The sequence below is a fragment of the Nocardiopsis sp. JB363 genome (assembly GCF_900143625.1).
GTDB lineage: Bacteria > Actinomycetota > Actinomycetes > Streptosporangiales > Streptosporangiaceae > Nocardiopsis.
Map to the genome: position 1 here is coordinate 19,660 of NZ_FRFF01000084.1, position 12,632 is coordinate 32,291.

Annotated in this window: 13 protein-coding genes; 10 read left to right on the forward strand and 3 right to left on the reverse strand. The window is 70.0% G+C overall.

Annotated elements, in window-relative coordinates:
* The first annotated feature begins 58 nt into the window (after nucleotides 1-58).
* The 4 genes from BQ8420_RS12390 to BQ8420_RS12405 all read left to right on the forward strand — a co-directional run bounded on the left by BQ8420_RS12390 (nucleotide 59) and on the right by BQ8420_RS12405 (nucleotide 4,809).
* Nucleotides 59-1,303: a glycerate kinase gene (locus tag BQ8420_RS12390; RefSeq protein ID WP_087098538.1), complete on the forward strand. Its 1,245-nt coding sequence runs from the start codon at nucleotides 59-61 to the stop codon at nucleotides 1,301-1,303.
* Nucleotides 1,300-2,661 (forward strand): GntP family permease, encoded by a 1,362-nt coding sequence (locus BQ8420_RS12395; protein WP_087098540.1) that lies wholly within the window; start codon nucleotides 1,300-1,302, stop codon nucleotides 2,659-2,661. Before BQ8420_RS12390 ends, BQ8420_RS12395 begins: the two co-directional genes overlap by 4 nt.
* Nucleotides 2,662-2,825: 164 nt before the next feature.
* Nucleotides 2,826-4,064, forward strand: a complete 1,239-nt coding sequence (locus BQ8420_RS12400; protein ID WP_235006125.1) for a DUF418 domain-containing protein — start codon at nucleotides 2,826-2,828, stop codon at nucleotides 4,062-4,064.
* A gap of 13 nt (nucleotides 4,065-4,077) precedes the next feature.
* The gene (locus BQ8420_RS12405; protein ID WP_087098542.1) at nucleotides 4,078-4,809 is read left to right on the forward strand and encodes a TetR/AcrR family transcriptional regulator; all 732 of its coding nucleotides are present in this window, start codon (nucleotides 4,078-4,080) and stop codon (nucleotides 4,807-4,809) included.
* Between the two features lie 3 nt (nucleotides 4,810-4,812).
* Here the strand turns inward: BQ8420_RS12405 and BQ8420_RS12410 are convergent, their stop codons facing one another.
* Nucleotides 4,813-5,337: a GNAT family N-acetyltransferase gene (locus BQ8420_RS12410; protein WP_087098544.1), complete on the reverse strand. Its 525-nt coding sequence runs from the start codon at nucleotides 5,335-5,337 to the stop codon at nucleotides 4,813-4,815.
* 315 nt (nucleotides 5,338-5,652) lie between these two features.
* Here BQ8420_RS12410 and BQ8420_RS12415 point away from each other — a divergent pair, with 315 nt between their 5' ends.
* Genes BQ8420_RS12415 through BQ8420_RS12425 form a run of 3 tightly spaced genes read left to right on the forward strand, consistent with a single transcriptional unit; the run spans nucleotide 5,653 to nucleotide 8,062 of the window.
* A complete protein-coding gene (locus BQ8420_RS12415; protein WP_087098546.1) occupies nucleotides 5,653-6,555 on the forward strand; it encodes an ABC transporter ATP-binding protein in 903 nt (300 codons plus the stop codon).
* Nucleotides 6,552-7,313, forward strand: a complete 762-nt coding sequence (locus tag BQ8420_RS12420) for an ABC transporter permease (RefSeq protein WP_087098548.1) — start codon at nucleotides 6,552-6,554, stop codon at nucleotides 7,311-7,313. The genes BQ8420_RS12415 and BQ8420_RS12420 overlap by 4 nt, the downstream gene beginning before the upstream one ends.
* Complete coding sequence (locus tag BQ8420_RS12425) at nucleotides 7,310-8,062, forward strand: ABC transporter permease (RefSeq protein ID WP_369825501.1); 753 nt, start codon at nucleotides 7,310-7,312, stop codon at nucleotides 8,060-8,062. Before BQ8420_RS12420 ends, BQ8420_RS12425 begins: the two co-directional genes overlap by 4 nt.
* Here the strand turns inward: BQ8420_RS12425 and BQ8420_RS12430 are convergent.
* Nucleotides 8,004-8,762 (reverse strand): response regulator transcription factor, encoded by a 759-nt coding sequence (locus BQ8420_RS12430; protein WP_200815911.1) that lies wholly within the window; start codon nucleotides 8,760-8,762, stop codon nucleotides 8,004-8,006. The genes BQ8420_RS12425 and BQ8420_RS12430 overlap by 59 nt on opposite strands.
* A 24-nt stretch (nucleotides 8,763-8,786) precedes the next feature.
* Nucleotides 8,787-10,028 (reverse strand): sensor histidine kinase, encoded by a 1,242-nt coding sequence (locus tag BQ8420_RS12435; RefSeq protein ID WP_235006126.1) that lies wholly within the window; start codon nucleotides 10,026-10,028, stop codon nucleotides 8,787-8,789.
* An 83-nt stretch (nucleotides 10,029-10,111) separates the two neighbouring features.
* Between BQ8420_RS12435 and BQ8420_RS12440 the strand changes: the two genes are divergently transcribed.
* The 3 genes from BQ8420_RS12440 to BQ8420_RS12450 all read left to right on the forward strand — a co-directional run bounded on the left by BQ8420_RS12440 (nucleotide 10,112) and on the right by BQ8420_RS12450 (nucleotide 12,610).
* Complete coding sequence (locus BQ8420_RS12440) at nucleotides 10,112-10,618, forward strand: DinB family protein (RefSeq protein WP_087098554.1); 507 nt, start codon at nucleotides 10,112-10,114, stop codon at nucleotides 10,616-10,618.
* 280 nt (nucleotides 10,619-10,898) lie between these two features.
* The gene (locus BQ8420_RS12445) at nucleotides 10,899-11,699 is read left to right on the forward strand and encodes an ABC transporter ATP-binding protein (RefSeq protein WP_087098556.1); all 801 of its coding nucleotides are present in this window, start codon (nucleotides 10,899-10,901) and stop codon (nucleotides 11,697-11,699) included.
* Nucleotides 11,696-12,610, forward strand: a complete 915-nt coding sequence (locus BQ8420_RS12450; protein ID WP_200815912.1) for an ABC transporter permease — start codon at nucleotides 11,696-11,698, stop codon at nucleotides 12,608-12,610. The genes BQ8420_RS12445 and BQ8420_RS12450 overlap by 4 nt, the downstream gene beginning before the upstream one ends.
* The last annotated feature ends 22 nt before the right edge of the window (nucleotides 12,611-12,632 follow it).

Here is a 12,632-nt window from a genome sequence, read left to right on the forward strand (position 1 = left end):
GAACAAAGGCGCAGGAAGACTGGGCGCTACGCCGTCGAAATGCACCGAACTGGATTCTATGATCTGCGTCATGTCCCAGGAGTTGCACGAACATGACGAGTCGGCCGTCGCACGCGTCGCGGTGATCCCCGACTCGTTCAAGGGCAGTGCGTCCGCCGTCGAGGTGGCCGAGGCCATGGCCCAAGGTGCCCGTGAGGCGTTCACCGAGCAGGACCTGGCCGTGACCGTCCACACCCTGCCCTTCGCCGACGGCGGCGAGGGCACCCTCGACGCCCTGCTCGGCGCCTGGGGAACCGACGCCCTCACGGTGGAGACCACCGACGCGCTCGGCCGCCCCACCCGCGCCCGCTTCGGCGTCTCCGACGACGGCCGGACCGGCGTGATCGAGGCGGCGGAGGCCAACGGCCTGCCCGGTGTCTCCGACGTCGAACTCCGACCACGCGAGGCGAGCAGCCGAGGCGTGGGCCGTCTGGCCACCGAACTCCTCGACCGCGGGGTCGAGGAGATCCTGCTGTGCATCGGCGGTTCCGCGTCCACCGACGGCGGCACCGGCATGCTCGGCGCACTAGGGGCGCGCTTCCTGGACGCCGAGGGCACCGAACTCCCCGACGGGGGCGGCCACCTCCAGAACCTGGCCGACGTGGACCTGTCCGGAGTCGACCCGCGCGCCCGCGAGGTCCGGTGGCGGATCGCCTGCGACGTCACCAACCCGCTGGTCGGGGAACGGGGCGCCGCCGCGGTCTTCGGACCACAGAAGGGCGCCGGCCCGGAGGACGTCGAGGTGCTCGACGCCGGTCTGGGCCGGTTGGCCGACGTGCTGGCCGATGTCACCGGCTCGTGCCTGCGTGACGTGGAGGGTATGGGCGCCGCCGGCGGCATTCCCGCGACCCTGTCATCGGTCCTGGGCGCCGAACTCCTCCCGGGTTCTCAGATGGTGGCCGAGGTCCTCGACGCGAAGCGACTGCTGGGCGGGGCCGACCTGGTCCTGACCGGCGAGGGCCGGTTCGACAGCCAGTCCCTCGGCGGGAAGGTGGTCGACGCGGTGCGCCGACTCACCCCCGCCCACGTGCCCGTCGTGGTGATCGCGGGCAGCGTGTCGGTCACGGCGGACGAACTCCACCGCTCAGGGGTCACCGCGGCCCTCTCCATCGCTCCGGGCCCCCGGACGCTGGAGGAAATGCGGGACGAGGCCCTCCCAGAGATCATCTCGACGGCCTACCAGTGCTGTCGGCTCCTCACCCACCCCGGACTCCCGAGCACCGTGCGACCCGTGCCGGGCACCACTAAGGAACCACGACCGTGACCGCACTCCTCATCCTCGTTCTACTCGTGGCGGGCATCGTGCTCGTCACCGCGCGGTGGAAGGTCAGCCCCTTCCTCGCGCTGATGGGCGCCGCCATCCTGGGCGCCTTCGCCTTCCGACTGCCGCTGGCGGACATCGTCACGACGGTGACGGAGGCGTTCGGCAGCACGCTCGGCAACATCGGCCTCGTCATCCTGTTCGGCACCATGATCGGTGTGATCCTGGAGCGCTCCGGCGCCGCGATCGCGATGGCCGAGGCGCTGATCAAGGTGATCGGCACCCGATTCCCGAACCTGACGATGTCCCTGATCGGCTACATCGTCTCCATTCCGGTGTTCTGCGACTCCGGTTACGTCATCCTGAACTCGCTGCGCAAGGCCATCACCGTGCGCACCGGGGTGTCCGCGCTGGCCACCTCGATCGCGCTGATGACCGGCCTGTACGCCACGCACACGCTGGTGCCACCGACCCCGGGTCCGCTGGCCGCCGCGGAGAACATCGGCATCACCGACAGTCTCGGGCTGATCATCGCCCTCGGTCTGCCGGTCGCGGCCGTGGCCGCGATCGCCGGTCTGATCTACGCGAGCACGTTCGCGCGCAAGGAGTTCACCCCGATCCCCGCCTCCAGCGAGGAGGAGATCGACACCCGCTCCTACGACGAGCTGCGCGAGAGCTACGGCAAGCTGCCCAACGCCTTCCTGGCGTTCCTGCCGATCCTGCTGCCGCTGCTCCTGATCTGCTTCGGTTCGGTCGTCAAGCTGCCCTCGCAGCCGCTGGGCGGAGGCACCCTGTTCGAGGTGGCGTCCTTCCTGAGCACCCCGGTGATCGCGCTGATCATCGGCCTGGCCGCCGCATTGACGCTGCTGCGCGGCAACGGGAAGCTGGCGAGCTTCAACGAGCAGATCAACGACTCGGTGACCATCGCCGCGCCGATCCTGCTGATCACCGGTGCCGGCGCGGCCTTCGGCGCGGTGCTGGCCGCCTCCCCGCTGACCGACTTCCTCGCGGACAACCTCAGCGGCCTGGGTATCGGCCTGGCGGTGCCGTTCCTGATCTCCGCGGCGCTCAAGACCGCGCAGGGTTCGTCCACGGTGGCGATCGTCAGCACCTCGGCGCTGCTCGCCCCCATGCTGGGTTCGCTGGGTCTGGACTCCACGATGGGCATGGTGCTGTCCGTGCTCGCGGTGGGCGCGGGCGCGATGGTGGTCTCGCACGCCAACGACTCCTACTTCTGGGTCGTCTCGCAGCTCAGCCGCATCCCGGTGGCGACCGCCTACCGGACCCTGACGGTGGCGACGGCCATCGAGGGTGTGGCGGCCTTCGGCGCGATCATGGTCCTGAGCGTCTTCCTCTTGTAGGAGATAGGACCGTGGGGCCCGGGTGGTGATCCACTCGGGCCCTTTCTGCTGTCCGCATGCGGTCACACGGGTGGTCTTGAAGGCGTCGTGCACCCTGACCTACAATTATGAACAGTGTTCAAGGATGCACGCGAGAGGCGGGGACCGGGATGACAGAGGGCAGCGTGGCAGGGACCGCCACGAAGAAACGACTACTCGCGCCGGACTTCGCCCGGGGCTCGATGCTGCTGATGATCGTGCTGTCGAACACGGCGATCTTCCTGTACGGGGGCACCCACGAACGATCCGCCAACTTCTCCGAACCGACCACGGCGGCGGACAGCGTCACCCAGTTCCTGATGATCGCGCTGCTGGACGTGCGCTCCTATCCGCTCTTCGCCTTCCTGGTCGGATACGGGCTCGTGCAGGCCCTCAACGGCCGGCTGGCCCGCGGCGCCTCGAACTCGGAGGCGCACACCGTCATCCGGAGCCGCAACCGGTGGCTGCTCCTGTTCGGGTTCGTGCACGCGGCCCTACTCCTGGGCTCGGAGGTGCTGGCCGCCTACGGGATCATCGGCCTGGTCCTGTGCTCCCTGTTCCTCGGCGGAAGCGAACGGCGGCTGCGCGGCGGGATCATCCTCGGCGTCACCCTGCTGTCCCTGGTGTTCGTCCTGGCGGTCGCCACCCTGGTCACGCTCCTGGTGGTGGACCCGTCCGGTCCCGCCATGGCGACGCGACCGGACGAGTTCGGCGGGCTCAACGGCAGCGGCGAGGAGAACTACCTGGCCTCGATGGTGGTCCGGCTGATGTCGTGGGTGTCGCTGCTCTTCATCAACGCCTTCGGCGTGGTGCTGCCCACCGCGATGCTCATCGGGTTCTGGGCGGCTCGGCACCGCGTCATCGAGGAACCCGAGCGCCACCGCCGGCTGCTGCGCAACACCGCCCTCTTCGGCATCCCCCTAGGCCTGGCCGGTTCGCTCCCGGCGGCCCTGCACCACGTGGGCGCCTTCGAGGTCGCACCCTTCTACGGATTGTCGAGCGCCGCCTTCGGCGGGATGGTCTGGACCAGTGGTCTGGCTCAGGGTCTGGGTTACGCCGCGCTGTTCGTCCTGATCTCCACCCGGTTGGAGCGCCGGGGTCGGCCCCCGGTGGTCATCACCTCCGTGGCGGCCCTGGGCAAGCGTTCGCTGAGCGGCTACCTGACCCACTCGATCATCATGGCGCCGATGCTGTCCGCCTGGGGGCTGGGGCTGGGCGGCTGGTTCACCAACTCCACGATGGCGCTATACGCCATCGCGTTGTGGCTGTTCACGGTGGTGATCGCCGCTCTGATGGAACGCCGTGGAGCGCAGGGGCCGTTCGAACGGCTGCTGCGCCACCTGACCTCTCGAAAGACACCGGCACGGACAACCGTCGAAGTATGACTAGATTGGGCTGATGGTCACGACACCCGGAACGGAACCGGCCCAGGGGGCCGGCCGGGGCCCGGCGGGTCGTCGCACCCCCGGGCCCCGTCGACGCTTGTCCATCGAGCTCATCGTGGACACCTCCGTCGCGTTGGTGAAGGCCGACGGGCTGCGCGCGCTCACCATGCGCGCCCTCGGTGAACGGTTGGGGGTGGCCCCCGGGACCCTGTACACCTACGTCAAGGGGCGCCAAGCCTTGGAGTCCCTGATCCTGGACACGGTGGTGGCCCGAGACGGGCTTCCCCACGAACACCCCGGCACCTGGTTCGAGAAGTTGGAGGCGTGGGCCCGACAGGACTGGGTGACCTTCCGGGAAGATCCGTGGGTGCTGGAGTTGCGCCTGTCCGTGCGCGAGTACGGTCCGTCCATGCTGACCTGGCTGGACTCGGCGCTGCGGATCTTCGATGGCACTGACCTGAGCGCGCAGACTCGGCTGGACATGATCGACGCCTTGGACGCCTACGTGCGCGGGGCGGCCACCGTCGCCGTGCAGACCGCCTTCGCGGAGGGGGTGGGCGACCCGATGAGCGACCGGGGTCAGGAGATCGAGGCGGCCTACCGCAGCTCCGAGACCCTTCAGTGGGCCCTGGCCGAAGGGGGGATCCTGTTCGGTGGAACGGGGTTCGAGTTCGGGTTGCGTTCCCTGATCGCCGGGTTCCGGGCCATCGCCGACGAGGAACTCACCACCCGCGAGGACCGGTGAACCTCAGGGCTGCCAGTCCCGGTTGATCCGGTGGAAGAGGTGGTGGTCGCGCCACTTCCCGGCGATGCGCAGATACTCCGGGGCGACACCGAACCGGGTGAAGCCGTTGCGTTCCAGGACGCGTTGGGACGCGGCGTTCTCCGGGAGAGTCTCGGCCTGGAGCCGGTGCAGGTTCAGCTCACCGAAGGCCAGTTCGACCGCCTCGGCGAGCGCCCGGGTCGCGAGGCCGCGCCCGTTGCTGTCGGCCGCCACCCAGTAGCCGACGGCCGCCGACTGTAGACCCCCGCGGGTGATCCCGCTCAGGCTGAGCCGCCCGACGATACGCCCACCGTCGAGGATCACGAGCGGTAGCCGCCGCCCGTTCCCATGATCGGTGAGGGCGCTCTCCAAGAGCGCGCGCTGCACGGCGAGGGTGAAGTGGTCGTCGTCGTGCAACGGCTCCCAGGGGGCGAGGAACCTCCGGTTGCGGACCAGCAGCGCGGTCAGTTCCTCCGCGTCGTCCATCGTCACCAGCCGGATCGTCTCCACGGGCGCTCCTAGATCAGCTCGCCGGCCCCTGGGTTCCGATGATCTTGCTCGTAGCGCCCATTCGGGCGCCCAACATGGCGCTACGAGCAAGATCATCGGTAGGGAGCCCGGCGCTTGTCGGAACACAGGACTCTAGCGCCTGCCCTCAGGGACCGCCGGCTCCGATGGCTCACCGCCGACCTGTTGGCGGGGATCGAGAGCCGCGCCAAGGCCTGAACACCGCCGCTCCGCACCCCGAGGTCCTCCTTGAGGACGACGGTGGTCTCCTCCCACGGGTAGACGACTCCGACCCGTCCGAAAAGCCACACTGCGACCGTGTCCAACGCGATCATCACCCATGACCTGAAGAAGACCTACGGAAAGCGGACGGTCGTCCACGACCTGCACCTGCGGGTACCGCAGGGCTGTGTCTACGGCTTCCTGGGACCCAACGGTTCCGGGAAGTCGACCACGATGAAGATGCTGCTGTCGCTGGTGCGCCCCACCGCCGGCGAGGTCCACGTCCTGGGCCGTCCGATGCGACGGTCCACCCGCCGTGAACTCCTGGGCGAGATCGGTTCGCTGATCGAGGCCCCACCGGCCTACGGCCACCTCACCGGCGCCGAGAACATGCGGCTGGTGCGGCACCTGCTCGACCTGGACCAGGGACAGGTCCAGCGAGCAGTACAAACCGTCCGCCTACAGGACCACCTCGACAAGCGTGTGCGCGAGTACTCCCTCGGGATGCGACAGCGCCTGGGCATCGCCATGGCGCTGGCCCGAGAACCGCGCGTGCTGATCCTCGACGAACCCACCAACGGTCTCGACCCCGCCGGGATCGAGGAGGTGCGGGACCTGCTCACCCGGCTGGCCGCACGGGGGATCACCGTGATGGTCTCCAGCCACCTCTTGGGCGAGATCGATCGGACCGCGAGCGTGCTGGGAATCCTGGCGGGCGGACGCATGCTCTTCCAGGGGACCCGGGAGCAACTGTTCTCCCGTTCCACCCCCGACGTGCTCGTCGACACCCCGGAACCGGAGCGCGCGACCACCCTGGCCGGCCGGTGGAACGCGGTCCGTGACGGAGACCGCGTGCGCGTGCCCGGACTCGACCACGCCGCCACCGCGCACCTGGTGGATCGGCTGGTCCACGAACGAATCCCCGTCCACGGAGTGCGGCGGGAGGAACAGTCCCTTGAGGACGTGTTCATGGATCTGACCGGGGGGCGGGGTCTGTGACCGGTCGAGTCGTGGTCGCCGAGTTCGCCAAGATGCGACGCCTGCGCACGCTGCCCGTGCTCGCCGTCATGGTCGTCGGCGTGGTCGCTTTCTCCTCATTGACGTTCACCGCCCCCGGTTTCCTGGACGCGGTCGACGATCCCGACGCGCGCCCCTGGCAATGGCTGCTCGGAGGGCCGGCGTTGGCGGTGGCCCTGATCTCTCCCCTCCTCTTGGCGATCGTGGCCGGTCGGCAGATCGACATCGAGCACCAGGGCAACGGCTGGTTCCTCTCCCAGACCTCGGGGGTGACCGCGGGCGGGTTGTGCCGTGCCAAGTTCGTCGCCACGGGTTCCCTGGTGGCGGGGGCGACGCTGGCGCAGAGCGCGCTGGTGGCCGCCCTGGGATGGGCGGTCGGTATCTCCGTCGACTTCCCCACGGGGCAGTGGCTGGGCCACACCGCCTCGGTGCTGGTGATCAACCTGGTGCTGCTCGCCCTGCACATCCTGTTGTCGGCGCGCGTCCCCAACCAGCTGGTGAGCCTGGGCGTCGGTGTCCTGGGCACGTTCGTGGCCCTGACCGGAACCGGGCTGCCCCCGTGGATCGGGCACCTGCTGCCCCCGTGGAGTTACTACGGGCTGGCCATACCCGTGGACCTGACCGAAGTCGGTGTGGTCGACCTCGACCCGCACCATCCGAGCGTGATCGTCCTGGGTGTGGTGGGCGGGGCCGTGTTCCTCGCCCTCACCCGGTTGTTCGACCGACAGGAGGCCCGATGATGGGGGCGATCCGTGCCGAACTCGTCAAACTGCGACGCTCGCTGAGCTGGGCCGTGGTGCTGTTCCTGCCGCTGATGGCCGTGGTCACGGGCGTGGTCAACACCCTCGTCTCCGGGCAGCCGCCGGGCGACGGTTGGCACACCCTGTGGATGCGGATCGTGGTCTTCTACGGCCTGTTCCCGTTGGCCGCGGGGGTGGCCGTGCTCGCCTCCCTGGTGTGGCGGGTAGAACACCGAGGCGGCAACTGGAACGCGCTGATGGGGCGCGTCACCTCCAGTCTGGACATCGTGGTCGCCAAGACGACCGTGACGGCCGCGTTGGCGGCGGCCCTTCAGGCGGTCCTGGTGGTCGGCGTGATCGTGGCCGGGAAGCTGGTGTTCGACCTGCCCGGCCTCCTACCGCCCCGGTACCTCGCGGTCAGCGTGGTGATCGTCGTGGCCTGTCTCCCACTGGCCGCCCTACAGTCCGGCCTGTCCATGCTGATGCGGTCCTTCGCGGCCCCCGTCGCCGTGGCCCTGGCGGGGGCGACCGTCGGCACGCTCCTGCTGCTGACCCGGGTGGAGGCCCCGTCGTTGCTCCTGCCGTACGGCCTGGTGAGCCGGGCGACCCAGGTGGGGACCGGTGCCTTCGCCGACGACGGCTCGGTCGCCCTTCCCGCGTTGGGCGTCCTTGTGGCCGTGGCCCTCGCGCTCACGGTCGCGCTGGTGGCCGGTGCGGCGGTTCTCCTGGACCGACGCGACGTCCGCTGACCCGCCCGTCTCCGCCAGGCTCGATCAGACCGATCTCGTAGGCCAGGACCACGCTCTGGACGCGGTCGCGCAGGTCGAGTTTGGTCAGGATCCGACGCACGTGGGTCTTGACCGTCGTCTCGGACACGTACAGTCGGCCGGCGATCTCGGTGTTGGAGTACCCACGGGCCATCAGCACCAGAACCTCCCGCTCGCGGGGCGTGAGGGAGTCCAGGGATCCATGACGGTCCTCTTCCTCTCCCCCGGGCAGGCGGTCGGCGAACCGGTCGAGGAGGCGTCGCGTGGCGCTGGGGGCGACCACGGCGTCGCCGGAGTGAACGGAGCGGATCGCCGACAACAGGGCGGAGGACGGCGCGTCCTTGAGCAGGAATCCGCTGGCCCCGGCCCGCAGCGCCGCGTAGACGTACTCGTCGAGGTCGAAGGTGGTCAGCATCAGCACCCGCGGACCGCCGGCCGTGGCACGGAGCCGGCGTGTGGCCGCCACCCCGTCCATGCGGGGCATCCGCACGTCCATGACGACGACGTCGGCCGCGACGGTCTCCAACAGACGCAGGGCCTGGGCCCCGTCCCCGGCCTGGCCCACGACCCGCATGTCGGGTTGAGAGTCCAGGACCATCTGGAAGCCGGTTCGCACCAGCTCCTGGTCATCGACCAGGACGACGCGGATCGTCTCCCGGGGCTGTTCGTCCGGTGCGTTCACTGCTCTCCTTCTCGGCCTCTCGGCTCACCCGGTGTCGGACCGCAGCGGCAGTGACGCCACCACCTCGAAGCCTCCGTCGGCGCGGGGCCCCGCGCGCACGCTACCGCCGTACACCGAGACCCGCTCGCGCATACCGATCAGACCGTGTCCACCGCCGTCGCCGTCCACGGCCCCGGATCCGGCCTCGGACCCGGCCTCGGGTTCGACCTCGGGCTCGACCTCGGCGACGGACCCGCCGCCCCGACCGTCGTCGCGGACGCTCAATTCCAGGGCGTCCTCGCCGTAGCGCACCCGCACCAGGACCCGGCCCACCTCGGGCCCGGCGTGCCTGAGCGTGTTGGTCAACGCCTCCTGGACCACGCGGTACGCGGCGAGTTCCACCCCGGCCGACAGCCCGCGCCGGGGTCCGTCGACGGTGAACTCCACCGGCAGACCCGCTTCGCGGACCCGCTCGACCACCTGTTCCACCTGCTCCAGGCCGGGCCGCGGGGCGTACTCCTCCTCGTCACCGCCCTCACGAAGGACCCCGAGGATTTCGCGGACCTCCGCCAGAGCCGACCTTCCGGTCGCCGCGATGGTCCCCAGGGCGTTCTTGGCACGCGCGGGGTCCTGGTCGATCGCGTACGTGGCGCCCTCGGCCTGCACCACCATCACGCTCAGGTTGTGCGCCACCACGTCGTGCATCTCGCGGGCGATGCGCTCGCGCTCCTCGGCCACCGCGACCCGCGCGCGGGCGTCCCGCTCCCGTTCCAGCCACCGCGTCCGTTCCTCCAACCCCGCGAAATGGCGCCGACGCGCCTTCACGTAGAGACCCACCACCCAGAAGAGCAGGATGAGGCAGGTGTACAGGGCGAAGGTGTCCCAGTCATCCCAACCGACGTACTCGGACCGCAGGAGGGCGACCAGGAAACCGGCCTCGACCATCACCAGCGCGGCGACCGCCCGGACCGGATCACCGCGTGCCGCGACGGTGTACAGGGCCACCAGGAGCGCGAGGTCGGCGACGATCAACCCGACCGGCGAGACCATCTGCATCGCGGCCACGACGGCGATGACCGTGAACACCGTCATGGGCAGGGTCCGCCGCAGCACCAGTGGCAGCAACAGCGCGACCGCGAAGGCCACGCGGAGGAGCGAGGTGTTCGAGGGGTCCGCGGCGATGGCCCCGAGGTACGAGCCCACGGCCAGCGACAGGAAGGGAGCGACGCTGATCGTGTCGACCAGCACCACGTGTTCTCCCAGCCACTTCCTCACCTTGTCGAGCACCTTCGACATTGTAGGTTTCGGCGCGTCGACCGTGTCGGGGAAAAGAACTTCCCCGGGTCGGAGTCACGTGAGAGGTTGGGCGCATGTCCGATCCCCGACGTGACCTGCTGCGCGACCAGTACGACTTGACCTGGGCGCTGTTCGAATACCACCTGGAACGCCTGAGTCCGGAGGACCACCTCTGGGAACCCGGCCCGCTCTGCTGGACCGTGCACCACCGAGCCGACGGCCGTTGGCACCCGGACTGGGCCGAGACCGAACCCGACCCGGTGCCGGTACCGACCATCGCCTGGATCACCTGGCACATCGGCTGGTGGTGGTCGGTCACCCTCGACCACGTCCTGGAACGCCCGGTACGGGAACGCACCGAGGTGACCTGGCCGGGCGAGGAGGGGGCCGTGCCCTGGCTGCGCGAACTGGGGGCGGAGTGGCGCGAGGCCCTCGAAGGGATCGACCTGGACGCTCCCACGGCCTTCCCTTGGCCGGAGGGACGGACCCGGGTGGACACGGCCTGGTGGGTCAACGCCGAACTGATGAAGAACGCCGCCGAGATCGGACAGCTGCGCATGCTGCGGGCCGCTCGGGGGTGACGCGTCGGACCCTCGGTCCACCTCGGCCCGAGGTGGTCGAACGAGGCCACCTCGGCCGGGCGACCTCCGGTTTCGCTCCCCGCCGCCCCAGGTGAACAAGGGCACAGCGGCGGTACGGAAGAAAACGCGGTCAACTATCGTCACTCAAGTGGGGACCTACCGGCGGGTATGAGGGGCCCTACGGCCCGTCCGTACCCGCCCGAGGACGAAAACCTGGAGAGTGCACAGTGCGACACCACACCCGGGCCGAGGGCGCCCGGCCGACCACCGTGGAACCGCGGTGACCGCCGGGATCGAGGTGCGCGGCCTCACCAAACGTCACCCGGGCGCACGCCTGGACCGTCCCGCGCTCCAGAACATCGACCTGGAGATCCCGCACCGCCAGTTCGTCAGCCTCATCGGCCCCAGCGGATGCGGAAAGTCCACCCTGCTGCGCATCCTCGCCGGGTTGGACCGCGCCGACACCGGACAGGTCTCCCTGCTCGGCCGGAGCCCGAAGCAGGCGAGCCGACGCAAGGCCATCGGCCTGGTCTCCCAGACCCCGGCCCTGCTGCCCTGGCTCACCGTCCGCCAGAACGTCGCCCTGCCGGGGAAGGTCAACCGCCGCGCCGGTTCGAAGATCGACTCCCCCGACGAGCTGCTGCGCGCCGTCGGGTTGGAGGAGTCCGCCGACCAGTACCCGCACGAACTCTCCGGCGGCATGCTCCAACGCGTCGCCGTCGCCCGCGCCCTCGGTCTGCGCCCGGACGTACTGCTGATGGACGAACCCTTCTCCGCGCTCGACGAGTTCACCCGCGAGGCCCTTCAGTACCAACTCCTGGGTCTGTGGCAACAGCGGGCGACCACGGTCGTGTTCGTGACGCACTCCGTCCGCGAGGCGGTCGTGCTCTCCGACCGGATCGTCGTGATGTCGGCCCGCCCCGGCCGCATCCACGAGGTCCTCGACGTCGACCTGCCCCGGCCTCGTGACCGGAAGGTCGTGAAGGGCCCGCACATGCACGACCTGGAGGACCGGGTCCGCGCCTCGCTGCAGAGCGCGTGGAAGGCCGGCGCCGCCCCCGACGACCTCGTTCCGCTGTGAGAGAGGAGGCGGGTATCGCCACCCGCGTCACCGACGAGGCGGAGGGCACCGGTTCGGTGCCGCCGACCCCGGTCCCCAGCGCCACGGTCCCACCCGCGCCGGAGCCCGAGGCTCCCGCGCCCGCGCGGGGCTCCCGTCGACGATCGGTCCTGCACCCCAACACATGGCTGCCCGCCACCGTGGTCCTGGTCGTGCTCGGCCTGGCCTGGTCGGTGGTGGCCCAAGCCCATCCGTACATCCTGCCGGGACTCGGCGAGGTCGGCACCGCCCTGGTCGGCGACCCGCTGCTGTTCCTGGAGAACGCCTGGGCGACGCTGAGCATCGCCCTGGTCGGTGTGGGCGTGGGCGCGGGCAGCGCGTTCCTGCTGGCCCTGCTGATGTCGGAGATCCCGGTGGTGCGCCGAGCGGTGATGCCGTTCGCGGTGGTCCTGAACGTGACCCCGGTCGTGGCGATCACCCCCGCGTTGGTGGTCGCGTTCGGCTTCGGCATGGCCCCCAAGGTCATCGTCACCGCGATCATCACGTTCTTCCCCGTGCTGGTCAACGTGGCCACCGGCCTGCGTTCGGTGCCGCTCCCCGTCCTGCATGTCTTCCGGACGTTGAACGCCTCCCGCTGGGAGGTGCTGCTGCGCCTGCGCGTCCCCAGCAGCCTGCCCTACACGCTGGCCGCGCTGCGTGTGGTGCTGCCGCTGTCCCTGGTGGGCGCGGTCGTCGCCGAGTTCGTGGCCGCGGGGTCCTCCGGGGGTCTGGGAACGATGATCCGCAACTCGGCCTCCACCGCGCGCCTGGACCACGTCTACGCCGGTGTCGCCTGCCTGGCGGCGATGGGCGTGCTCCTGCTCACCCTGGTCACCCTGGTGGAGAAGCGCCTGCTGTTCTGGCACGACTCCCGACGTCCCACCCGCGGATGAACCACCCGCCACGGCGGAACCG

What these genes read in the sequence shown, in the direction of transcription:
- BQ8420_RS12390 (WP_087098538.1), top strand. Translation starts at nt 59, where the DNA reads ATGATCTGCGTCATGTCCCAGGAGTTGCACGAACATGACGAGTCGGCC.
- BQ8420_RS12405 (WP_087098542.1), top strand. Translation starts at nt 4,078, where the DNA reads ATGGTCACGACACCCGGAACGGAACCGGCCCAGGGGGCCGGCCGGGGC.
- BQ8420_RS12425 (WP_369825501.1), top strand. Translation starts at nt 7,310, where the DNA reads ATGATGGGGGCGATCCGTGCCGAACTCGTCAAACTGCGACGCTCGCTG.
- BQ8420_RS12440 (WP_087098554.1), top strand. Translation starts at nt 10,112, where the DNA reads ATGTCCGATCCCCGACGTGACCTGCTGCGCGACCAGTACGACTTGACC.